A 21,912-nucleotide genomic window follows, 5' to 3' on the forward strand; every position below is an offset into this window, starting at 1 on the left:
GACGGGTGCCGATCGTACCCGTAACCAGCCCTGGAAGACTCAGCGTCCGAGGCGCTCGTGTCCATAACCTCCGCAACGTCGACCTCGAGATCCCGCGCGACTCGCTGGTGGTCTTCACCGGGCTTTCCGGGTCCGGCAAGTCGAGCCTCGCGTTCGACACGATCTTCGCGGAGGGGCAACGCCGCTACGTCGAGTCCCTGAGCGCTTACGCCCGCCAGTTCCTCGGCCAGGTCGACCGGCCCGACGTCGACTTCATCGAGGGGCTGAGCCCTGCGGTGTCGATCGACCAGAAGTCGACGAACCGCAACCCGCGCTCCACGGTCGGCACGATCACCGAGATCTACGACTACATGCGCCTGCTGTGGGCGCGCATCGGCGTGCCGCACTGCCCGCAGTGCGGCGAGCGGATCCAGCGCCAGACGGTGCAGCAGATCGCGGACCAGCTCATGGAGCTGCCCGAGCGCACGCGGTACCAGATCGTCGCACCCGTGGTGAGCCAGAAGAAGGGCGAGTTCGTCGACTTGTTCCGCGAGCTCGGAGCCAAGGGCTATGCGCGCGCGATCGTCGACGGCGAGCTCGTGCAGCTGGCCGAGCCCCCCGTGCTGAAGAAGAGCTACAAGCACGACATCGGCGTGGTCGTGGACCGCCTCGTGGCCGCGCCCGACATCCTGGGCAGGGTCACCGACTCGGTGGAGACCGCGCTGGGTCTTGCGGGGGGCGTCGTCCAGGTGAACTTCGTGGACGAGGACGGCGACGACGCCTGGCAGTCGTTCTCCGAGAAGCTCGCGTGTCCCAACGGGCACGCGATCACGCTCACCGAGATCGAGCCGCGCACGTTCTCCTTCAATGCGCCGTTCGGCGCCTGCCCCGCCTGCTCCGGTCTCGGCACCCGGATGTCGGTGGACCCGGAGCTCATGCTCGGCGACGAGAGCCTGTCGATTCGCGAGGGCGCGATCATCCCCTGGACGACGCAGGGCAAGGGCCTGTTCCAGTACTACGAGCGCCTGCTCGAGGGACTCGCCGTGGATCTCGACTTCTCGCTCGACACGCCCTGGCACAAGCTGCACTCCGATGTGAAGGAGGCGGTGCTGCACGGTGAGAACTACAAGGTCACCGTGAAGTGGAAGAATCGGTACGGCCGCGAGATGCGCTACTCGTCCGGTTTCGAGGGCGTGGTGCCCTACATCGAGCGGCAGTACCAGCAGGCCGAGAGCGACACCCAGCGCAGCCGCTGGGGCGAGTACCTGCGCGAGGTGCCCTGCCCGGTGTGCGATGGCGACCGGCTCAAGCCCGAGGTGCTCGCGGTGCAGGTGCACGGGCACTCGATCGCCGAGGTCTCGCACAAGAGCCTCGCCGAGGCGCAGGAGTTCATGCAGCGTCTCGAGCTGACACCTCGCGAGGCCAAGATCGCGGCGCAGGTGCTGCGCGAGATCCGCCTGAGGCTGGACTTCCTGCTCCAGGTTGGCCTGTCCTACCTGAACCTGAGCCGTTCGGCCGGTTCGCTCTCCGGCGGCGAGGCGCAGCGCATCCGCCTCGCGACGCAGATCGGCTCCGGGCTCACGGGCGTGCTCTACGTGCTCGACGAGCCGTCGATCGGCCTGCACCAGCGCGACAACCGGCGGCTGATCGAGACGCTGCTGACGCTCCGAGACCTCGGCAACACCCTCATCGTCGTCGAGCACGACGAGGAGACGATCGAGGCCGCGGACTGGGTGGTGGACATCGGCCCCGGCGCCGGCGTGAACGGCGGTCTGGTCGTTCACTCCGGCCCGTACGAGGCGCTGCTGCGCGAGAGGGCCTCGATGACGAGTGACTATCTGGCGGGTCGTCGTGAGATCGTCACGCCGAAGAAGCGCCGCCGGATCGACCGCAAGCGCATGCTCAGCGTGGTCGGGGCGAAGGAGAACAACCTCCGCAACGTCACCGCGGACTTCCCGCTCGGGGTGCTCACCGCCGTGACCGGTGTGAGCGGATCCGGCAAGTCCTCCCTCGTGAACGACATCCTGTACCGGGTGCTCGCATCGCGGCTGAACGGGGCGCGCAAAGTCCCGGGCAAGCACACGAGGGTCACCGGCCTCGACAACCTGGACAAGGTCGTGCACGTCGACCAGGCGCCGATCGGACGCACCCCGCGGTCGAACCCGGCCACCTACACGGGCGTCTTCGACAGGATCCGCACGCTGTTCAGCGAGACGCCCGAGGCCAAGGTGCGCGGCTATCAGCCGGGCCGATTCAGTTTCAACGTCAAGGGCGGGCGCTGCGAGGCGTGCTCGGGCGACGGCACGATCAAGATCGAGATGAACTTCCTGCCCGACGTGTACGTCGACTGCGAGGTCTGCCACGGCAAGCGCTACAACCGCGACACCCTGGCGGTGCACTACAAGGGCAAGAACATCGCCGAGGTGCTGGAGATGCCGATCGAGGAGGCCGCGGAGTTCTTCGAGCCGATCCAGGCGATCCACCGCTACATGAAGACGCTCGTCGACGTCGGACTCGGCTATGTGCGCCTGGGCCAGTCGGCGACGACGCTCTCGGGCGGTGAGGCGCAGCGCGTCAAGCTCGCCACCGAGCTCCAGCGCCGCAGCAACGGCCGTTCGATCTACGTGCTCGACGAGCCCACCACGGGCCTGCACTTCGAGGACGTGCGCAAGCTCCTCGAGGTGCTGAACGGGCTCGTGGACAAGGGCAACACCGTCATCGTCATCGAGCACAACCTCGACGTCATCAAGTCGGCGGACTGGGTGATCGACCTCGGCCCCGAGGGCGGATCCGGCGGCGGGCAGGTCATCGCGACCGGCACGCCGGAGCAGGTGGCGCGCAACGCCGACAGCCACACTGGCGTGTTCCTCGCGGAGATCCTCGGCACGGCGCCCGCGGGGGCGCGTCCCGGCGCGCAGCGGGTGCTCGAGCGCAAGGCGGGTTGATGGCCGAGGAACTCCCGTACAAGCCGCGGCAGGGGGAGATCCCCACCGACCCCGGGGTGTACCGGTTCCGCGATGCGCAGGGCCGGGTGCTCTACGTCGGGAAGGCGAAGAACCTGCGTCAGCGGCTGTCGAACTACTTCGCGCCGCTGCGCACCCTGCACGAGCGCACCCGGCGCATGGTCACCACGGCCGCGTCGGTGGAGTGGACGGTGGTGCCGACCGACGTCGACTCGCTGCAGCTCGAGTACATGTGGATCAAGGAGTTCGATCCGCCGTTCAACGTGCGCTATAAGGACGACAAGTCCTACCCGTTCATGGCGATCACCCTCGCAGACGAGGCCCCGAGAGTCATCGTGACGCGCAACCGGCGGATCCCCGGGGCGAAGTACTTCGGCCCATATCCGAAGGTCTGGACCGTCCACGACACCATCGACCAGATGATCAAGGTCTTCCCGATCCGAACCTGCAGCGATGCGAGCTACCGCAAGGCGATGGCGACCGGCCGGCCGTGCTTTCCGGGCCAGATCGGCAAGTGCGGCGGCCCCTGTTCGATGACGGTCACGATCGCCGAGCACCGCGCGATGGTCGATGACTTCATCGCCTTCATGGAGGGCGGAGACGAGCGGTTCACCCGCGACCTGACCCGGCGCATGCATGAGGCGTCGGCGGCGATGGACTACGAGAACGCCGCGAAGCACCGTGACCGGCTCGCCTCGATCGACGCGGTGCTGGGCCGCAGCGCCCTGGTGCTGCCGCAGGACGAGGACGCCGATCTGTTCGGCATCGCGGAGGACGAGCTGTCGGCGGCCATCCAGCACTTCGTGATCCGCGGCGGCCGCGTGCGCGGTGTGCGTGCATCGACGCTCGACAAGGAGATCGACATCTCCGGCGCCGAGCTCGTGGATCAGATCCTGCAGCGGGTGTACGGCGAGGCGAGCGGCGAGCAGGTTCCGCGACGCGTGCTGGTGCCGTCGCTGCCGGACGACACCGCCGAGCTCGAGGAGTGGCTGCGGGATCGCCGCGGCAAGAAGGTGGAGATCGCGGTGGCGCAGCGCGGTCAGCGGGCGGAGCTCATGCGCAACGCCACCCTCAATGCGCAGCAGGCTCTCATCCGCCACAAGACCCGGCGCTCCAGTGACTACACGACGCGCACACAGGCCCTCACCGACCTGCAGGACGCACTCGGCCTCGATGAGGCGCCGCTGCGGATCGAGTGCTACGACATCTCCCACCTGGGCGGCACGAACGTGGTGGCCTCGATGGTGGTCTTCGAGGACGGGCTTCCCCGCAAGGATCAGTACCGCTCGTTCAACATCGCCGAGACCACCGACGACACCGATTCGATGTACCAGGTGCTCACCCGCCGCCTCGCGCACATCGACGCACCCGAGGAGACCGCGGACGCGCCGACGCTCGACGCGGACGGCGATGAACTCGTCGTCACGGAGCGCCGCAGGCCCCGCTTCGCCTACCCGCCGCAACTGCTCATCGTCGACGGCGGCAAGCCGCAGGTCGAGGCGGCCGCGCGTGCGCTCCGCGACGCCGGCCGCAGCGACATCGGCCTGTGCGGCATCGCCAAGCGGCTCGAGGAGCTGTGGCTCCCGGGGGAGGACTACCCGGTGATCCTGCCCCGCACCAGCGAGGCCCTCTACCTGGTGCAGCGTCTGCGCGACGAGGCTCACCGCTTCGCGATCACCCATCAGCGCAAACGGCGCCGGCGTGACATCGCGTCGATCCTGGGCGAGGTACCCGGGCTGGGAGCCGCGCGGATCAAGTCGCTGCTGCGGCACTTCGGATCCGTCGCCGCGCTTCGGCGTGCGGCAACCGAGGAGATCCAGGAGGTGCAGGGCATCGGCCCGGCCCTCGCCGAGGCGATCCGGGTGCACCTGGCGGGAACCTCGACCACATCCGGATCCGAGAACAGGCGGGAATCGGTGGTCGCCGGAGGCGGATCCGATTCCGATGCCTCGGAGACTCCGCCTTCTGGCTAGGCTGGATCCGAGCGAGGAGGAGAGCACATGAGCGCCGACCAGGGTGAGTTCCTGATCGTCACCGGAATGTCGGGCGCCGGGCGCTCGACAGTCGCGAATGCGCTCGAGGACCTGGGCTGGTACGTGGTCGACAACCTCCCGCCCCAGATGCTCCGTCCGCTGCTGGATCTCGCCAACCTCGGCGGAGCGGCTCTGCCCAAGGTGGCGGCGGTCGTGGATGTGCGCGGGCGTGATCTCTTCGACGGCTTCCCCGGAGTGGCCCGCGCGCTGCGCGAGCACGGATCCGTGCAGGTGGTGTTCCTGGATGCGGCCGACGACGTGCTGGTGCGCCGTTTCGAGTCGGTCCGACGTCCGCACCCGCTGCAGGCCGACGGGACACTCCTCGACGGCATCCGCACGGAGCGGACCAGGGTCGCGCCTCTGCGCGAAGCCGCCGACATCATCATCGACACCTCGAGCCTGAACGTCCATCAGCTGGCCACCAAGGTCAACGAGGTGTTCGCGGAGGAGGGTGCCGCGCGCCACAAGCTGACCGTCATGAGCTTCGGGTTCAAGTACGGTCTGCCCTCGGACGCGGACCTGGTCGCCGACATGCGCTTCCTGCCCAACCCGTTCTGGATCGATGAGCTGCGCGGCTCGACGGGCCTGGACTCCGAGGTGCGCGACTACGTGCTCACCCGCGACGGCGCGCAGGAGTTCCTGGACGCCTACACGGCCGCACTGCGCCCCGTGCTGGAGGGATACCAGCGCGAGAACAAGAGCCACTCGATGGTCGCCATCGGCTGCACGGGCGGCAAGCACCGTTCGGTCGCGATGGTCGAGGAGCTCGCCGCACGCCTGGGGCAGATCCCGGGAGTCGCGGTGACCGTCCGTCACCGCGATCTCGGGCGAGAGTGAGGCCGGCCCGGCCGGTGGTGAGCGCCGCGGCCGGGTAAGCTGATCCCTTGTGCCGAGATCCGGCGCCGCCCGTGAGAAGGAGACCCGTGGCACTCACCACCGACGTCAAGGCCGAGCTCGTCAGCATCCGGAACGCACCCCCCTCGGTGCGCGTCGCGGAGGTGACGGCCGTGCTGAGGTTCGCCGGCGGGCTGCACCAGATCGCCAACCGCATCGCGGTTGAGGCGGAGGTGGACGCGGAGCTGCTCGCACGGCGCGTCGCGCGTGACCTCGCCGAGCTGTTCGGCGTCCGTCCCGAGATCGCCCCGATCCAGGGCGCTTCCAGCCACGACGGCGCCAAGTACGCCGTGCGGGTGATCGCCGCGGGCGAGACCCTCGCCCGTCAGACGGGTCTGCTCGACCAGCGCCGCCGTCCCGTGCGCGGCCTCCCCAACCGTCTCACCACCGGATCGCGCGAAGAGCTCGCCGGCCTGTGGCGCGGAGCGTTCCTCGCCGCCGGATCGCTCAGCGAGCCCGGCCGTTCCGCGGTGCTCGAGGTGGCGTGCCCCTCGTCCGAGGCCGCCATGGCGCTCGTGGGCGCCGCACACCGGATCGGTATCGCCGCCAAGGCGCGCGAGGTGCGCGGGATGCCGCGCGTGGTGATCCGCGAGCCCGAGGGCATCCGTGCCGTGCTCGCCCTGATGGGTGCGTCCAAGACCGCCGCCGCGTGGGAGGAGATGCGACAGCGCCGCGAGGTGCGCGCCGGCGTCAACCGCCTGGTGAACTTCGACGACGCGAACCTGCGCCGTTCCGCGCAGGCCGCGGTCGCCGCCTGCGCGCGCGTCGAGCGCGCACTCGAGATCCTCGGCGAGGACGTCCCGGAGCACCTCCGCACGGCCGGCGCGCTGCGCCTCGCCCACCGCGACGCCAGCCTCGACGAGCTCGGCCATCACGCCGATCCGCCCCTGACCAAGGACGCCGTCGCCGGCCGGATCCGTCGCCTTCTCGCGATGGCCGACAAGCGCGCGCAGACCGACGGGATCCCCGGCACCGAGGCCGCCGTGCCCGCCGGTCTCGACGTCTGAGGCGCGCCAGCGGGGGCCAGCGTTCCGGTCTGCGGAAACACGCCCGGAACGGCCCTCGCGATGGCGTCACATCCGGAAGGATCCGGACATTCCGCGCGTTGCCGTCATTAGGATGAAAGACGTCCGCCCCGTGCGCACCACCGCGCTTCGGGGGACCGGCAAGCGCCGCGAGCGCGGCGCGGATTGGATGACATCGACATGGCGATCTACACGCTGCCCGACCTTCCCTACGACTTCGCGGCTCTCGAGCCGCACATCAGCGGCAAGATCATGGAGCTGCACCATGACAAGCACCACGCCGCCTACGTCGCGGGAGCGAACGCGGCGCTCGAGTCCCTCGCCGAGGCCCGCGAGAGCGGAAACCTCGCGAACGTGAACAAGCTCGAGAAGGACCTCGCGTTCAACCTCGGCGGACACGTCAACCACTCGATCTTCTGGACCAACCTGTCGCCCAACGGAGGCGGTCAGCCCGAGGGCGAGCTGAAGGCGGCCATCGACGAGTTCTTCGGCTCTTTCGAGAAGTTCCAGGCGCACTTCACCGCGGCCGCGATGGGCATCCAGGGATCCGGCTGGTCGGTCCTGAGCTGGGACCCGATCGGCGCCCGCCTCATCATCCAGCAGCTCTTCGACCAGCAGGGCAACACGGCGCAAGGCACGGTGCCGCTGTTCCAGCTGGACATGTGGGAGCACGCGTTCTACCTGGACTACCTGAACGTCAAGGCCGACTACGTCAAGGCCGCCTGGAACATCGCGAACTGGGAGAACGTCGCCCAGCGCCTCGCTGCTGCGCGCGAGAAGACCAACGGACTGCTGGTACTGTCGTAAAAGATGGGCGTCCTGATGGGCGATATTCCCATCAGGACGCCGTTGTCCGCGCAATCTGCAAGAATCACGCTTTTCCTTGAGTAAGAACCAGGAGACTTTCGTGTCTGTCAAGATCGGTATCAACGGCTTCGGCCGAATCGGACGCAACTACTTCCGCGCAGCCCTCGAGCAGGGCGCCGACCTCGAGATCGTTGCGGTCAACGACCTCACCGACAACAAGACCCTCGCCCACCTGCTGAAGTACGACTCCGTGGGTGGCGTGCTCAAGGCTGACGTGAGCTACGACGACGAGAGCATCACCGTCGACGGGCACCACATCAAGGCTTTCGCCGAGCGCGACCCCGCGAACCTGCCGTGGGGCGAACTGGGCGTCGACATCGTCATCGAGTCGACCGGATTCTTCACCAAGGCCGAGCTCGCGAAGAAGCACATCGAGGCCGGCGCCAAGAAGGTGCTGATCTCCGCTCCCGCGACCGGCGACGACGCGACCATCGTGATGGGCGTGAACGAAGAGACGTACAACCCGGAGACCGACCACATCATCTCCAACGCGTCCTGCACCACGAACTGCCTCGCGCCGCTGGCCAAGGTGTTCAACGACGAGTTCGGCATCGTCCGCGGCTTCATGATGACGGCGCACGCGTACACCGCCGACCAGAACCTGCAGGACGGCCCGCACAGTGACCTGCGTCGCGCCCGCGCTGCCGCGATCAACATCGTCCCGGCCTCGACCGGAGCCGCCAAGGCCATCGGCCTGGTGCTGCCGGAGCTGAACGGCAAGCTCAGCGGTTCCTCCTACCGCGTGCCCGTTCCCACCGGCTCGATCGTCGACCTGACGCTCATCACCGAGCGCGAGGACCTGACGGCCGACGAGGTCAACGCCGCCTACGCGAAGGCCGCGGCCGAGGGGCGCCTCAACGGCTACCTGCAGTACAACGAGGACCAGATCGTCTCGAGCGACATCCAGGGCAACCCGTTCTCGTCGATCTTCGACTCGACCCTCACCAACGTCTCCGGCAACCTGGTCAAGGTCTCCAGCTGGTACGACAACGAGTGGGGCTACTCGAACCGTCTGGTCGACCTCACCGAGTACGTGGCCGAGCGCCTCTAAGCTCATATCCATGACTCTGCGCACCCTCGAATCCCTGAAGGAATCGGTCGGTTCGCTCGACGGAACGCGCGTCATCGTCCGTTGTGACCTCAACGTCCCCCTGCGGGACGGGGTCATCACGGACGATGGCCGTGTTCGTGCGTCGGTGCCGACTCTCAAGGCCCTCATCGACCAGGGGGCTCGCGTGATCGTGTGCTCCCACCTCGGTCGTCCTGAGGGCGCCCCGGATCCGCAGTACAGCCTGGCCCCCGTCGCGGTGCGCCTCGGCGAACTGCTCGGGCAGCCGGTCGCGTTCGCGGCCGACACTGTCGGCGCCGCGGCGCAGGACGCCGTCGCGGCCCTGCCGTCCGGCGGTGTCGTCGTGCTGGAGAACCTCCGTTTCAACCCGGGGGAGACCTCCAAGGACGACGCCGAGCGCCGTGCCTTCGCCGAGCAGCTCGCCGCACTCGGCGACGCGCTCGTCTCGGACGGCTTCGGTGTCGTGCACCGCAAGCAGGCCAGCGTCTACGACCTCGCGCAGATCCTGCCGTCCGCGGCCGGCCTGCTCATCGAGGCCGAGCTCACCGTGCTCGACCGCCTCACCGAGAACCCCGAGCGCCCCTACACGGTCGTGCTCGGCGGCTCGAAGGTCTCGGACAAGCTCGGTGTGATCTCGCACCTGCTTCCGCGTGTCGACCGTCTGCTCGTCGGCGGCGGGATGCTGTTCACCTTCCTCGCGGCCCAGGGCCACGCGGTCGCCTCCAGCCTGCTGGAGAAGGACCAGCTCGACACCGTGCGCGGGTACATCGCCGAAGCGGCCGAGCGCGGTGTGGAGCTCGTGCTCCCGACCGACGTGGTGGTCGCGGCCTCGTTCTCCGCGGATGCGGCGCACGAGATCGCCGCGGCCGACGCGATCGAGGCGACGTCGTTCGGCGCCGCCGGCATCGGGCTCGACATCGGCCCCGACACTGCGGCGCGCTTCGCGGACGCGATCCGCGGATCCAAGACCGTGTTCTGGAACGGCCCGATGGGTGTGTTCGAGTTCCCGGCGTTCGCCGCCGGCACCAAGGCGGTCGCGCAGGCGCTCACCGAGACCGACGGCCTGAGTGTCGTCGGCGGCGGCGACTCCGCCGCGGCCGTGCGCCAGCTCGGTTTCGCGGACGACCAGTTCGGTCACATCTCGACGGGCGGAGGCGCGAGCCTCGAGTTCCTCGAGGGCAAGAAGCTTCCCGGACTGGAGGTCCTCGGATGGGCGTAACGACCCGCACCCCGCTTATTGCGGGCAACTGGAAGATGAACCTCGACCACCTGCAGGCGGTCGCGTTCGTGCAGAAGCTGCACTGGACGCTCAAGGATGCGAAGCACGAGGACGGAACGGTCGAGGTGGCGGTGTTCCCGCCGTTCACCGACCTGCGCAGCGTCCAGACGCTGATCGACGCGGACAAGATCCCGTTCGCGTTCGGCGCGCAGGATCTGTCCGAGCACGACGCCGGAGCGTACACCGGCGAGATCTCCGGCGCGTTTCTGGCCAAGCTCGACGCGAGCTACGTCATCATCGGTCACTCCGAGCGGCGCGAGTACCACGCGGAGAGCGATGAGGTCGTGGCGGCCAAGACCAGGGCCGCGCTCAAGCACGGTCTGGTGCCGGTGATCTGCGTCGGTGAGACCGCGGAGGACCTGGAGAAGTTCGGCGCGAGCGCCGTTCCCGCCGGTCAGCTCGAGGCGGCGCTGCAGGGTCTGGATGCGAAGGCGGACATCGTCGTCGCGTACGAGCCGGTCTGGGCGATCGGCTCGGGACAGGCGGCGACCCCGCAGCAGGCGCAGGACGTCTGCGCCGTGCTGCGCGGCGTGATCGCGACCGTTCTCGGCGACGACGCCGCCGCGCGAACCCGGATCCTGTACGGCGGCTCGGTGAAGTCCACGAACATCGCCGGCTTCATGCGCGAGCCCGACGTCGACGGTGCGCTGGTGGGCGGAGCGAGCCTGGTCGTCGACGAGTTCGCCGCGATCGTGCGCTATCAGAAGCACGTCGGCGTGTGACACGCGTCCCCGCCCCGAGGGGCGGGGACGTCTCGACGTATAATTGACCGTTACCCGGGATCCCGCACGCCCGTGCGGGCCCGAGCGAAAGGCCGATCCGTGGATATTCTCCAGTTCATCCTGCAGGTGCTGCTGGGCATCACCAGCGTCCTGCTGACCCTTCTGATCCTGCTCCACAAGGGGCGCGGCGGAGGCCTCTCCGACATGTTCGGCGGCGGCATGTCCTCCGCTGTCGGGTCCAGCGGTCTCGCCGAGCGGAACCTCAACCGGTTCACGGTCGTGCTCGCCCTGGCCTGGTTCGTCGCGGTCGTCGGACTCGGCCTCATCACGAAGTTCGAGGCCATCTGATGGCGACCGGTGGCAACGCGATCCGTGGAACGAGGGTCGGATCCGGCCCCATGGGCGAGCAGGACCACGGCTATCACGCCGACCGCATCGCGATCTCGTATTGGGACGGACTCGGCAACGAGACCGTGCGGTACTTCGCGGCGGGCCTGCCCGAGGAAGAGATCCCCGACATCATCGACCACCCGCACTCCGGCCTTCCCGCCGGGCGGGACAAGGAGAACCCGCCGGAGATCGCGAAGGCGGAGCCCTACAAGACCCACCTCGCGTACGTGAAGGAGCGCCGTACCGACGAGGAGGCCGAGCAGCTTCTCGGCGACGCCCTCGCACAGCTGCGCGAGCGGCGCGGTCAGTCCTGATCCTGCACGCACCGGATACGACGAGAGCCCCTGCTTCGGCAGGGGCTCTCGTCGTATCCGCGCGCTATCCGGAGCGCCGGAGCGAGACCGTGCCGGTTCAGCGGCAGGCGGACGCGGTCTGGATCAGCGAATCGGGGGGAGAGCCGTACGCGGAGGTGCCGTTGGCATCGGATGTGAAGCCCATGCTGATCGCCCATGCGGTGGCCCAAGCCTCCGCCGTCTGATCGTTCGTGGTGTCGTACATCGTGCGACAGCGAATCGTGATGGCGTGCCCGACCTCGTGGGCGACGATCGCATGCGCGGCGTCGCTCGGCCAGTCCTGGGCGATCGAGTTCGACAGCCGGATGGTGGCGTACCCGCCCCGGTCGTACCACCACGCGGTCTCTCCGGAGAGGTAGCCGTTGGATTCGCCCAGGCCGTTGATGAGATCGGCCCATTCGAAGTCCATGAGGATGCCCGGTGCGAGAGACCGGGCGAATGCCTCCAGGTCGAGGCGCGACTGCTCCAGGGGACCCGATTCGGCTGCGAGGGTGGCGGTGTGGGAATCCTGCAGCTTCTGAACGGCTGCGACGAGTGTCGTGTACTCCGCAGCGGCGTAGGGCCGGAAGACGGACGCGTGCTGCTTCACCTGCGTCGCAGCGGCTCGGAGGTCGAGCACGGCGTCGTTGTCGGCGGGCACATTCGCGGCTTCCGCGCCGGCGGCGCGGTCGGCGGCTGTGGTCAGCGTGGTCGACGCGATGGTGCGCACCGTCTCCGTGGCGGATCGCAGCGGTCCCTCGGCGGCGTCGAGCTTCTTCGCCCGCTCGTGCGCGTTCGCGCCGAGCTTCTCGAGTCTCGCGGTGTCGGCATTCACCTCCCAGAACCAGAATCTCCGGGGGCTCGTATGAGGTCGGCTGCCGGGGAGCAGGGCGGAGGCGGCCTTGGAGCGCTCGGCGGCCTGATGGGCGGCGTCGGCGAGGGCCGTGCGGTCCTCGCCGGTGAGCAGGCCGCCGTCCTGAACGGCGAGCACGGCGGTCGCCGCGTCACTCACACTGCGCGACCCGGCCAGCGCTCCCTGCACCTGGCGTGCGGCCTCGTCCTGATCGTCGAGGGCTTTGCTCAGCGCAGCGCTCTCGTGCTCGAAGCTCTGCCACGCGGTGAGCTCGAGTATCGCGAGCGCACCCAGGACCAGTACGGCGGCCACCGGAGGGAGCACCCAGGCGAGGACGCGGCGCCGGCGGCGCGTTCGCGCCGCGGAGTCGGACGGAGAAGCCGGTGGCGCATCGGCGTCCTGCGCACCCGGTACGAGGTCCGAGGTGCTCGGGCCCGGTGACCGGGCATCGTCGGCGTCCGGCATGGCGACGCCGGCCGCCGTCGTGCCGAGGTCTTCATCCGGTGCGGCATCGTCGCGGTGCGGCGGGCGGGGCTCTTCCATCACGGTCCTGTCGCTCGGGGCCGAGGGGCCGGGTGATGCGGGTGCGACGGCTCGACGTCGTCGCACGTGCGGACATCCTCTCATGCGGACCGGGCGGGCCCTGGGTGTATGCGGAGCCGTGCCGTCGCGGCGATCTCAGAGGAACGGGACGAAGCTCGCCGGCACCGAGACGTTGGCGGGCAGGCCGACGAATGCGGGCGCGACCTGATCCGGTGCGTAGCCGGCGATCCCGCACCCGACCGGGGTCAGCAGAAACCGCAGAGCGGGATGCGCGGTCGCGTAGGCCACGAACGTCTGCGCCTCGGCGGCGAGGACGTCGAGGCCGCTCATCGTGTCGATGGCATACGTCTGACCATGATGACCGTGCCCCTCACCCCAGACCGCTCCGAAGGTCTCGTACGCGATCCGGGCGGCACCGCCGCCATGACGGCCGTCCGCATTCGAGCCGAAGACGAACACCTGGTCCGCATCGAGCGCGGTGATGCGCGTCGGAGTGATCTCCATGTCCGCTCCCATCGACGGAGCGAACTCTACGCCGACCGCCCGGGAACGAAGGCGTCGCGACGCGACCGCATCACGGCGTCGAGCTGCAGGATCGGACCTCGCGTTCCTCTGCAGAACGGGGGAGAAAGTGTGGAGGGGGTGACGGGAATCGAACCCGCGCAATCAGTTTGGAAGACTGAGACTCTACCATTGAGCTACACCCCCGGGCCCCTCGGCGAGCGAGGGGACCGGCCCGCGATACGACGCCGCGGGACATCCACGAGCATACCTGACTGCCGGGGGTGCTCTGTTCCGTTAGACTCGTGGAGGCCGTTCCCGCGCGCGCGGGTCCTATCCGGGGCGTAGCTCAGCTTGGTAGAGCGCCCGCTTTGGGAGCGGGAGGTCGCAGGTTCAAATCCTGTCGCCCCGACGTTCAGATACGTCGCACTCGCGTGGATCTCCGCGCGGGACATTCACAAGGAGACACACCAGCATGGCGAACAGCACCGTCGAGAAGCTTGCCCCGACCCGGGTCAAGCTGCACATCACGGTCACCCCCGAGGACCTCAAGCCCAGCATCGCTCACGCGTACGAGCACATCGCGCAGGACGTGCAGATCCCGGGCTTCCGCAAGGGCAAGGTGCCCGCGCCGATCATCGACCAGCGCGTCGGCCGCGGTGCGGTCATCGAGCACGCCGTCAACGAGGGCCTGGACACCTTCTTCCGTGAGGCATCGCTCGAGCACAACCTCCGCATCGTCGGCCGCCCCTCGGCCGAGGTCATCGAGTGGCCCAATGAAAAGGACTTCTCCGGCGACCTCAAGGTCGAGGTCGAGGTCGACGTCCGTCCCGAGATCGAGGTCCCCTCGCTCGAGGGCATCACCGTGACCGTCGACGCCGTCGAGGCCGATGACGCCGCGCTGGACGCAGAGCTCGACCGCCTGCGCGCCCGCTTCGGAACCCTGGTCCCCGTCGACCGTCCCGCGAAGGCCGGCGACTTCGTCGAGCTGGACCTCGTCGCCGCGATCGACGACGCCGAGATCGACCGCGCTGAGGGCGTCTCCTACGAGATCGGCTCCGGCGAGCTGCTCGAGGGCATCGACGACGCGATCGACTCGCTCACCGCCGGCGAGGACACCACCTTCCGTTCGAAGCTCGTGGGCGGCGACCACGCCGGCGAGGAGGCCGAGGTCTCCGTGACCGTCAAGGCCGTCAAGGAGCGCGAGCTGCCCGAGGCGGACGACGACTTCGCGCAGATCGCGAGCGAGTTCGACACGATCGCCGAGCTGCGCGACAGCCTGCGCGAGTCGGTCGAGCAGCAGGGCGTGTTCACGCAGGCGTCCGCCGCGCGCGACAAGCTCGTCGAGACGCTGCTCGAGCAGATCGACATCCCCGTCCCGCCGCAGCTCATCGAGGACGAGGTGCACAACCACCTCGAGGGCGAGGGTCGCCTGGAGGACGACGAGCACCGCGCCGAGGTCACGGAGGCGAGCACCAAGCAGTTCCGCACCCAGGTGCTGCTCGACTCCATCGCCGAGGACGCGAACGTCCAGGTCTCGCAGGACGAGCTCAGCCAGTACCTGATCCAGTCCGCCGCGCAGTACGGCATGGCTCCCCAGGAGTTCGTCGAGGCGCTCCAGTCCGCGAACCAGCTGCCCGTGCTGGTCGGCGAGGTCGCCCGCAACAAGGCGCTGGCAGTCGCGCTGGGCAAGGTCACCGTGGTCGACTCCAACGGCAAGGCCGTGGACCTGACCGGCTTCGTCGCCACCGACGACGAGGCCGAGGACTCCGCGGAGGCCCCGGCCGAGGAGAAGCCCGCGAAGAAGGCTCCGGCCAAGAAGGCTCTCGCCAAGAAGGCTCCGGCCAAGAAGGTCGCCGAGGCCGACGAGGCTCCTGCCGCCGAGGCCGCCGCCGAGGAGAAGCCCGCCGCCAAGAAGCCGGCCGCGCGCAAGGCTCCGGCGAAGAAGGCCGCCGACAAGACTGCTGACGCCGAGTAAGCACCGGATCCACGATCCGGAAGAGGGCGGGTGCGACATGCACCCGCCCTCTTCGCATCCACCGACGATGAGACCGAGGACAGACATGAACGACTGGCAGGAGCGGATCGACGCCGTGTGGGAGGCCGCCTCGGGCGGTCTTGTCGACGACGAGGTGATCACGCGGATCGACGCGATCGCGGCGGAGCGCGGCCCCGATGATGCCGAAGCCGCCTTCGAACGTGCCGGCGCCCGCGACTCGGCGGGACGGCCCGACGAGGCCGTGCCGCTCTACCGGCGTGCGCTCGAGCTCGGGCTCGACGACGACCGGCGCGCCCAGGCGACGATCCAGCTGGCCAGTTCGCTGCGCAATCTCGGCGACGTGCCGGGCGCGCTCGAACTCATCGAGGCCGAGCATGCCGCGCACCCTGATTCCGTCTACCGCGATGCGATCGCCGCCATGCACGCGCTCGCGCTGGCCAGCAGCGGACAGCCCGAGCGCGGGCTCGCCGTGGCCGTTCTGGCCCTCGTGCCGCACATGCCCCGCTACCACCGGTCGATGACGGCCTACGCGCACGAGATCGCGGGCCGCGACGCCTGATATGCCGACGGCGAACACGGCCGGGCACGCGCGTTGTCGCCGGTAGATTCGAATCACCGAACACGGAAACAGGAGCGGAAATGGCTGAACCCCTGGTCGCGACGAGCGTCTTCGACAGGCTGCTCAAGGATCGCATCATCTGGCTGGGATCCGAGGTGCGGGACGAGAACGCCAACGAGATCTGCGCCAAGATCCTCCTTCTCGCCGCTGAGGACCCCGAGAAGGACATCTACCTCTACATCAACTCGCCCGGCGGATCCATCACCGCCGGTATGGCGATCTACGACACGATGCAGTTCGTGCCGAACGACATCGTCACGGTGGGCATCGGCATGGCGGCCTCGATGGGGCAGCTGCTGCTGACCAGCGGCACCAAGGGCAAGCGCTACATCACGCCCAACGCGCGCGTGCTGCTGCACCAGCCGCACGGCGGCTTCGGCGGCACGTCCAGCGACATCCAGACGCAGGCGCAGCTCATCCTGTCGATGAAGCAGCGCCTCGCCGAGATCACGGCCTCGCAGACCGGCAAGTCGGTCGAGCAGATCAACGAGGACGGCGACCGCGACCGCTGGTTCACCGCCACCGAGGCCCTCGAGTACGGCTTCGTCGACCACATGCGCGAGCACGCCAGCGACGTGCACGGCGGCGGCGGCACGGGCGCGGACAAGTAAGGCTGGAGAGGACACTCATGTACACACCCACGTTCCGGTCCGCCGGCACCCTGCCCTCGAGCCGCTACGTCCTTCCTCAGTTCGAGGAGCGCACCGCCTACGGCTTCAAGCGTCAGGACCCGTACAACAAGCTGTTCGAGGATCGCGTGATCTTCCTCGGCGTGCAGGTCGACGACGCGTCGGCCGATGACGTGATGGCCCAGCTGCTGGTCCTGGAGAGCCAGGACTCCGAGCGCGACATCACGATGTACATCAACTCGCCCGGTGGATCCTTCACGGCGATGACGGCGATCTACGACACGATGCAGTACGTCGCGCCGCAGATCCAGACCGTCGTGCTCGGACAGGCGGCCTCGGCCGCGTCCGTCCTGCTCGCCGCGGGTGCGCCCGGCAAGCGTCTCGCCCTGCCGAACGCTCGCGTCCTCATGCACCAGCCCGCCATGGGTGAAGCCGGTCAGGGGCAGGCCTCGGACATCGAGATCCAGGCCGCGGAGATCCTGCGCATGCGCACCTGGCTCGAGGAGACCATGGCCAAGCACACCGGGCAGCCGGTCGAGAAGGTGAACCGCGACATCGATCGCGACAACATCCTCTCCGCCGAGCAGGCCAGGGCCTACGGCATCGTCGACCAGGTGCTCACCAGCCGCAAGCGCCAGTCGCTGAGCTGACCTGCTGACGTCCCGCGAGAGGGCGGTCCGGATCCGATTCCGGCCCGCCCTTTCCCGTCCCCGCTCCCGTTGCGCGAGTGAGTGGGGCGGCCTGCTCATATGAGCATTGCCGTGCGCGTGCGCGTGGCGAGGGGTACTCTCGGAGCATGCCCCGATCCGCCATCGACGACGACGAGCTGCTCGCCGTCCGCGTTGCGGAGCTCTACTACGACGAGGACAAGACCCAGGACGAGATCGGCGGTCTGCTCGGCGTCTCGCGCTGGAAGGTCGGGCGGCTCCTGCAGCAGGCGCGAACCTCCGGGATCGTGCGGATCGAGATCGTGCACCCGCGCGCTCGCAAGCTCGGCATCGAGCGGGAGCTGCGCGAGCGTTTCGGGCTCGCGGACGCGGTCGTCGTCCCGAACGGGCCGAGCGATGCCGAGACGCTCGGACGAGTCGCGCAGGGCGCTGCCGACCACCTCGCCGCCCTCCGGCCGGTGCCGAAGACCCTCGCCGTGAGCTGGGGGCGCACGCTCACCGCGATCGCCGACCGCATGGCGGAGGGGTGGGCCCGCGGCGTCACCGTGGTGCAGATGAACGGCGGCGTGAGCGTGAATCGCCGCCCCGGAGGTGCCGCCTCGCTCGCCGCGACGATCGCGCAGCGCGCCTCGGGGCACGTCGCGCTGCTGCCCAGCCCCGCGATCCTGGAGCGACTCGAGACCAAGCAGGCCATCGAGCGCGACCGCACCGTCGCAGGAGTGCTCGAGCAGGCGGCGCAGGCCGACGCCTACCTCTTCACCGCGGGTGTCTGCGACGCGGGGTCCGCCCACGTCGAGAACGGCTACCTGAGCGTCCGGGACATCGACGAACTGGGCCGCCGCGGTGCGGTCGGCGACGTCCTTGGTCGCTACATCGATGCGGACGGCAACATCGTCGATCCCGAACTCGACGCCCGCACCGTCGGACTCAGCCTGGAGCGACTGCGCGAGGCGCGCACCTCCGTCTTCGTCACGGCCGGAGAGGCGAAGCACGACATCGCCCGCACGGTCGTGACCGCGAACCTGTGCACCATGGTGGTCACCGACGAGGCGACCGCCCGGACCCTCTTGGAGGACCAGTGACGACGACCGAACTCGCACGGCGCACGGCGCTGGAGGTGCTCGGTGGCGACCCCGACGACCTCACGCTGCGCCGATTCCTGCACGGCCTGCCCGGCGTGGACGCGGTGGGCCTGGAGCAGCGCTCCGCCGCGCTCGGCACGCGCTCGATCAAGACGACGTCGAAGGCCTGGGCTCTCGACACGATCGTGCGGCTCATCGACCTCACGACGCTGGAGGGCGCGGACACCCCGGGAAAGGTGCGCTCGCTGGTCTCCAAGGCCAAGCAGCCCGACGCCTCGGATCCGACTTGTCCGTCCGTGGCCGCGGTCTGCGTGTACGGCGACATGGTGCCCTATGCCGTCGAGGCACTGGGCGCCCGGCACGGTGATCCGGATGACGGCGCGATCTCCGTCGCGGCGGTCGCCACCGCGTTCCCGAGCGGCCGCGCGTCCCTCGCGGTGAAGCTGGCCGACACCCGTGACGCCGTGGAGGCCGGCGCCGACGAGATCGACATGGTGATCGACAGAGGTGCGTTCCTCGCCGGGCGCTACGGCCAGGTGTTCGACCAGATCGTGGCCGTAAAGGACGCCTGCCGTCGAGAGGACGGCACCTCCGCCTCGCTCAAGATCATCCTCGAGACCGGAGAGCTGAACACCTACGACAACATCAAGCGCGCGTCGTGGCTGGGCATGCTGGCCGGCGGCGACTTCATCAAGACGTCCACCGGAAAGGTCGCCCCGGCGGCCACGCTGCCGGTCACGCTCCTCATGCTCGAAGCCGTGCGCGATTGGCACCGGCTCACGGGCGAGAAGATCGGCGTGAAGCCCGCGGGCGGGATCCGGTCCTCGAAGGACGCGGTGAAGTACCTCGTGCACGTCGCGGAGACCGCGGGGGAGGAGTGGCTGCAGCCGCACCTGTTCCGCTTCGGCGCTTCGAGCCTGCTGAACGACGTGCTGCTGCAGCGGCAGAAGCTGACCACCGGCCACTACTCCGGCCCCGACTACGTCACGATCGACTGACGAAGGACTGTTCATGGGATTCCTGGAATACGCGCCCGCGCCCGAGTCGCGGAGCATCCTCAACCTGAAGGACGAGTACGGGCTCTTCATCGACGGCGAGTTCGTCGAGGGCCGCGGCGCCTCGTTCGGCACGATCTCCCCGGCGGACGAGTCGCGCATCGCGACGATCGCGCACGCGTCCGATGAGGACGTCGACCTCGCCGTCGCCGCCGCGCGTCGCGCCTACACCAAGGTGTGGTCGAAGATGAGCGGCCGCGACCGCGGCAAGTACCTGTTCCGCATCGCGCGCCTCGTGCAGGAGCGCGCCCGCGAGCTCGCGGTGGCGGAGAGCCTCGACAACGGCAAGCCGATCAAGGAGTCCCGCGACGTCGACGTGCCGCTCGTCGCCTCCTGGTTCTTCTATTACGCAGGCTGGGCGGACAAGCTCGACTACGCCGGAGCGGGACCGGATCCGGCCGCGCACGGCGTCGCGGGTCAGGTCATCCCGTGGAACTTCCCGCTGCTCATGCTCGCGTGGAAGGTCGCCCCGGCCCTCGCCGCAGGCAACACGGTGGTGCTGAAGCCCGCGGAGACGACGTCGCTCACCGCGCTGATCTTCGCCGAGATCCTGCAGCAGGCGGACCTGCCTGCAGGCGTGGTGAACATCGTCACGGGCGCCGGTGCGACCGGCGCCGCGCTGGTGCGCCACCCCGACGTCGACAAGGTGGCCTTCACCGGTTCCACCGCGGTGGGTCGCGAGATCGCCCGCGCCGTGGCCGGCACCGGAAAGGCACTCACCCTCGAGCTCGGCGGCAAGGCCGCGAACATCGTGTTCGACGACGCCCCGATCGATCAGGCGATCGAGGGGATCGTCAACGGGATCTTCTTCAACCAGGGCCATGTGTGCTGCGCCGGCAGCCGGCTGCTGGTGCAGGAGTCCATCCACGACGAGGTGATCGACCGGCTGAAGGAGCGCCTGTCGACGCTGCGCCTGGGCGATCCGCTCGACAAGAACACCGACATCGGCGCCATCAACTCCGCCGAGCAGCTCGCCCGCATCAGGGAGCTCAGCCAGATCGGTGAGGACGAGGGTGCCGAACGCTGGACTGCCGACTGCGCGATTCCGGAGAAGGGGTTCTGGTTCGCCCCGACGATCTTCACCGGTGTCGAGGCATCGCATCGCATCGCCCGCGAGGAGGTGTTCGGCCCCGTGCTGTCGGTGCTCACCTTCCGCACTCCGGCCGAGGCGATCGCGAAGGCGAACAACACCCCCTACGGTCTGTCTGCGGGGATCTGGAGCGACAAGGGATCCCGGATCCTCGCCGTCGCCGATCGCCTGCGCGCCGGCGTGGTGTGGGCGAACACGTTCAACCGGTTCGATCCGTCCAGCCCGTTCGGCGGCTACAAGGAGTCCGGCTACGGCCGCGAGGGCGGCAAGCAGGGCTTGACCGCGTACCTGCGTCCGTCCGGGGTCGCCCGCCAGATCGAGGCCAAGGCACCGAAGAAGGGATCTGCCGCATGAGCGCGCGACTCACCGTTCCCAAGACCTACAAGCTCGCGATCGGCGGCGCGTTCCCGCGCAGCGAATCGGGACGCACCTACGAGGTCACCACGCCCAAGGGCGCGTTCCTGGCGAACGCCGCCCAGGCCTCGCGCAAGGATGCGCGCGACGCGGTCAAGGCCGCGCGCACCGCGCAGGCCGGCTGGGCAAAGGCCACCGCGTACAACCGGGGACAGGTGCTGTACCGCGTCGCCGAGGTGCTGGAGGGCCGCAAGGCGCAGTTCGTCGACGAGATCGTCGCGCAGCAGGGCGTGTCGGCCGCCGCGGCGGGAGCGCAGGTCGACGAGGCGATCGATCTGTGGGTCTGGTACGCGGGCTGGTGCGACAAGTACGCCCAGATCGCCGGAAACCTGAACCCGGTCGCGGGGGCCTACTTCAACATCTCCGCGCCCGAGCCGACCGGCGTCGTCGCGATCGTCGCGCCGCAGGAGGACGCGCTGCTGGGCCTCGTCTCGGTCGTCGCGCCGGCGCTCGTCGCCGGGAACACGGTGGTCGTCGTGGCGAGCGAGCAGTACCCGCTGTCGGCGATCAGCCTGGCCGAGGTGCTCGCGACGAGCGATGTTCCCGGCGGTGTGGTGAACGTGCTCACCGGAGCCCCGGCGGAGCTCGCGCCGTGGCTCGCCTCGCACGCCGACGTCAACGCGCTGGATCTGGCGGGCGCAGGCGGCATCGACTGGATCGACCTGCAGATCGCCGCCGCCGACACGCTCAAGCGCGTGCTGGCCCCGGGTGAGGTCGTCGCCTCTCCGCAGCGGATCGCCGCCTTCACCGAGGTGAAGACCGTGTGGCATCCGAAGGCTCTTTTGTAGTCTTCGTCGCCAGTTCGTTGCATCGCCCGCTCGGATCCGGATGACGCGGCCGGGCGGGCGATTCTCATTCGGGCATCGGTCCATCCCGGGCTCGTAACGAATCGGAGCACCCGGCTAG

At 69.1% G+C, this 21,912-nt stretch carries 20 protein-coding genes and 2 tRNA genes; 19 read left to right on the forward strand and 3 right to left on the reverse strand.

Annotated elements, in window-relative coordinates; translation table 11 throughout:
- Positions 1-5: 5 nt before the first annotated feature.
- From uvrA to ACFWCK_RS06895, 10 genes are all read left to right on the forward strand, one after another.
- Positions 6-2,924 (forward strand): excinuclease ABC subunit UvrA, encoded by a 2,919-nt coding sequence (gene uvrA / locus ACFWCK_RS06850; RefSeq protein WP_378805161.1) that lies wholly within the window; start codon positions 6-8, stop codon positions 2,922-2,924.
- Positions 2,924-4,915 (forward strand): excinuclease ABC subunit UvrC, encoded by a 1,992-nt coding sequence (uvrC, locus tag ACFWCK_RS06855; RefSeq protein ID WP_378805162.1) that lies wholly within the window; start codon positions 2,924-2,926, stop codon positions 4,913-4,915. The genes uvrA and uvrC overlap by 1 nt, the downstream gene beginning before the upstream one ends.
- 27 nt (positions 4,916-4,942) lie before the next feature.
- The gene (gene rapZ / locus ACFWCK_RS06860; protein ID WP_233309200.1) at positions 4,943-5,812 is read left to right on the forward strand and encodes an RNase adapter RapZ; all 870 of its coding nucleotides are present in this window, start codon (positions 4,943-4,945) and stop codon (positions 5,810-5,812) included.
- Positions 5,813-5,898: 86 nt separating this feature from the next.
- Positions 5,899-6,876 carry a DNA-binding protein WhiA gene (whiA, locus tag ACFWCK_RS06865; protein WP_233309201.1) on the forward strand — a complete coding sequence of 326 codons (978 nt, stop codon included), beginning with the start codon at positions 5,899-5,901 and terminating at the stop codon, positions 6,874-6,876.
- Between the two features lie 198 nt (positions 6,877-7,074).
- Positions 7,075-7,701 (forward strand): superoxide dismutase, encoded by a 627-nt coding sequence (locus ACFWCK_RS06870; RefSeq protein WP_233309202.1) that lies wholly within the window; start codon positions 7,075-7,077, stop codon positions 7,699-7,701.
- A 100-nt stretch (positions 7,702-7,801) separates the two neighbouring features.
- A complete protein-coding gene (gap, locus tag ACFWCK_RS06875; RefSeq protein WP_045252312.1) occupies positions 7,802-8,812 on the forward strand; it encodes a type I glyceraldehyde-3-phosphate dehydrogenase in 1,011 nt (336 codons plus the stop codon).
- A 10-nt stretch (positions 8,813-8,822) separates the two neighbouring features.
- On the forward strand, positions 8,823-10,049 hold the full coding sequence (locus tag ACFWCK_RS06880; RefSeq protein WP_378805164.1) for a phosphoglycerate kinase: 1,227 nt from the start codon (positions 8,823-8,825) through the stop codon (positions 10,047-10,049).
- Entirely contained in the window at positions 10,040-10,831 is a 792-nt protein-coding gene (gene tpiA / locus ACFWCK_RS06885) for a triose-phosphate isomerase (RefSeq protein ID WP_378805165.1), read from the forward strand. The genes ACFWCK_RS06880 and tpiA overlap by 10 nt, the downstream gene beginning before the upstream one ends.
- Before the next feature lie 99 nt (positions 10,832-10,930).
- On the forward strand, positions 10,931-11,179 hold the full coding sequence (secG, locus tag ACFWCK_RS06890) for a preprotein translocase subunit SecG (RefSeq protein ID WP_233309206.1): 249 nt from the start codon (positions 10,931-10,933) through the stop codon (positions 11,177-11,179).
- Positions 11,179-11,535: an RNA polymerase-binding protein RbpA gene (locus ACFWCK_RS06895; protein WP_045272527.1), complete on the forward strand. Its 357-nt coding sequence runs from the start codon at positions 11,179-11,181 to the stop codon at positions 11,533-11,535. The genes secG and ACFWCK_RS06895 overlap by 1 nt, the downstream gene beginning before the upstream one ends.
- A gap of 97 nt (positions 11,536-11,632) precedes the next feature.
- Here the strand turns inward: ACFWCK_RS06895 and ACFWCK_RS06900 are convergent, their stop codons facing one another.
- The 3 genes from ACFWCK_RS06900 to ACFWCK_RS06910 form a co-directional block, all read right to left on the reverse strand.
- Positions 11,633-12,949, reverse strand: a complete 1,317-nt coding sequence (locus ACFWCK_RS06900) for a hypothetical protein (protein WP_378805166.1) — start codon at positions 12,947-12,949, stop codon at positions 11,633-11,635.
- A 135-nt stretch (positions 12,950-13,084) separates the two neighbouring features.
- On the reverse strand, positions 13,085-13,453 hold the full coding sequence (locus ACFWCK_RS06905; protein WP_233309208.1) for a hypothetical protein: 369 nt from the start codon (positions 13,451-13,453) through the stop codon (positions 13,085-13,087).
- Between the two features lie 130 nt (positions 13,454-13,583).
- Positions 13,584-13,657: transfer RNA gene (locus tag ACFWCK_RS06910), tRNA-Gly, on the reverse strand.
- 131 nt (positions 13,658-13,788) lie between these two features.
- On the opposite strand from ACFWCK_RS06910, the gene ACFWCK_RS06915 reads away from it, so the two are divergent.
- The 9 genes from ACFWCK_RS06915 to ACFWCK_RS06955 all read left to right on the forward strand — a co-directional run bounded on the left by ACFWCK_RS06915 (position 13,789) and on the right by ACFWCK_RS06955 (position 21,794).
- Positions 13,789-13,862 (forward strand) — tRNA-Pro (locus tag ACFWCK_RS06915).
- A gap of 63 nt (positions 13,863-13,925) precedes the next feature.
- Positions 13,926-15,428 (forward strand): trigger factor, encoded by a 1,503-nt coding sequence (gene tig / locus ACFWCK_RS06920; protein WP_378805167.1) that lies wholly within the window; start codon positions 13,926-13,928, stop codon positions 15,426-15,428.
- An 85-nt stretch (positions 15,429-15,513) separates the two neighbouring features.
- The gene (locus ACFWCK_RS06925; protein WP_378805169.1) at positions 15,514-16,008 is read left to right on the forward strand and encodes a tetratricopeptide repeat protein; all 495 of its coding nucleotides are present in this window, start codon (positions 15,514-15,516) and stop codon (positions 16,006-16,008) included.
- A gap of 80 nt (positions 16,009-16,088) precedes the next feature.
- On the forward strand, positions 16,089-16,679 hold the full coding sequence (locus ACFWCK_RS06930; protein WP_233309211.1) for an ATP-dependent Clp protease proteolytic subunit: 591 nt from the start codon (positions 16,089-16,091) through the stop codon (positions 16,677-16,679).
- Between the two features lie 17 nt (positions 16,680-16,696).
- Complete coding sequence (locus ACFWCK_RS06935) at positions 16,697-17,347, forward strand: ATP-dependent Clp protease proteolytic subunit (RefSeq protein ID WP_378805170.1); 651 nt, start codon at positions 16,697-16,699, stop codon at positions 17,345-17,347.
- Positions 17,348-17,493: 146 nt separating this feature from the next.
- Positions 17,494-18,447 carry a sugar-binding transcriptional regulator gene (locus ACFWCK_RS06940; RefSeq protein ID WP_233309213.1) on the forward strand — a complete coding sequence of 318 codons (954 nt, stop codon included), beginning with the start codon at positions 17,494-17,496 and terminating at the stop codon, positions 18,445-18,447.
- 29 nt (positions 18,448-18,476) lie between these two features.
- A complete protein-coding gene (deoC, locus tag ACFWCK_RS06945) occupies positions 18,477-19,445 on the forward strand; it encodes a deoxyribose-phosphate aldolase (RefSeq protein ID WP_378805957.1) in 969 nt (322 codons plus the stop codon).
- A 13-nt stretch (positions 19,446-19,458) separates the two neighbouring features.
- Entirely contained in the window at positions 19,459-20,946 is a 1,488-nt protein-coding gene (locus tag ACFWCK_RS06950) for an aldehyde dehydrogenase family protein (protein WP_233309215.1), read from the forward strand.
- Positions 20,943-21,794, forward strand: a complete 852-nt coding sequence (locus ACFWCK_RS06955) for an aldehyde dehydrogenase family protein (RefSeq protein ID WP_378805172.1) — start codon at positions 20,943-20,945, stop codon at positions 21,792-21,794. The genes ACFWCK_RS06950 and ACFWCK_RS06955 overlap by 4 nt, the downstream gene beginning before the upstream one ends.
- Positions 21,795-21,912: the final 118 nt, after the last annotated feature.

This window comes from Microbacterium sp. NPDC060117, from assembly GCF_042729315.1.
GTDB lineage: Bacteria > Actinomycetota > Actinomycetes > Actinomycetales > Microbacteriaceae > Microbacterium.

What these genes read in the sequence shown, in the direction of transcription:
- ACFWCK_RS06955 (WP_378805172.1), top strand. Translation starts at nt 20,943, where the DNA reads ATGAGCGCGCGACTCACCGTTCCCAAGACCTACAAGCTCGCGATCGGC.
- ACFWCK_RS06900 (WP_378805166.1), bottom strand. Translation starts at nt 12,949, where the DNA reads ATGGAAGAGCCCCGCCCGCCGCACCGCGACGATGCCGCACCGGATGAA.
- ACFWCK_RS06870 (WP_233309202.1), top strand. Translation starts at nt 7,075, where the DNA reads ATGGCGATCTACACGCTGCCCGACCTTCCCTACGACTTCGCGGCTCTC.
- uvrC (WP_378805162.1), top strand. Translation starts at nt 2,924, where the DNA reads ATGGCCGAGGAACTCCCGTACAAGCCGCGGCAGGGGGAGATCCCCACC.
- ACFWCK_RS06930 (WP_233309211.1), top strand. Translation starts at nt 16,089, where the DNA reads ATGGCTGAACCCCTGGTCGCGACGAGCGTCTTCGACAGGCTGCTCAAG.
- ACFWCK_RS06940 (WP_233309213.1), top strand. Translation starts at nt 17,494, where the DNA reads ATGCCCCGATCCGCCATCGACGACGACGAGCTGCTCGCCGTCCGCGTT.
- ACFWCK_RS06905 (WP_233309208.1), bottom strand. Translation starts at nt 13,453, where the DNA reads ATGGAGATCACTCCGACGCGCATCACCGCGCTCGATGCGGACCAGGTG.
- ACFWCK_RS06895 (WP_045272527.1), top strand. Translation starts at nt 11,179, where the DNA reads ATGGCGACCGGTGGCAACGCGATCCGTGGAACGAGGGTCGGATCCGGC.
- tig (WP_378805167.1), top strand. Translation starts at nt 13,926, where the DNA reads ATGGCGAACAGCACCGTCGAGAAGCTTGCCCCGACCCGGGTCAAGCTG.
- ACFWCK_RS06925 (WP_378805169.1), top strand. Translation starts at nt 15,514, where the DNA reads ATGAACGACTGGCAGGAGCGGATCGACGCCGTGTGGGAGGCCGCCTCG.
- ACFWCK_RS06950 (WP_233309215.1), top strand. Translation starts at nt 19,459, where the DNA reads ATGGGATTCCTGGAATACGCGCCCGCGCCCGAGTCGCGGAGCATCCTC.
- rapZ (WP_233309200.1), top strand. Translation starts at nt 4,943, where the DNA reads ATGAGCGCCGACCAGGGTGAGTTCCTGATCGTCACCGGAATGTCGGGC.
- ACFWCK_RS06935 (WP_378805170.1), top strand. Translation starts at nt 16,697, where the DNA reads ATGTACACACCCACGTTCCGGTCCGCCGGCACCCTGCCCTCGAGCCGC.
- tpiA (WP_378805165.1), top strand. Translation starts at nt 10,040, where the DNA reads ATGGGCGTAACGACCCGCACCCCGCTTATTGCGGGCAACTGGAAGATG.
- ACFWCK_RS06880 (WP_378805164.1), top strand. Translation starts at nt 8,823, where the DNA reads ATGACTCTGCGCACCCTCGAATCCCTGAAGGAATCGGTCGGTTCGCTC.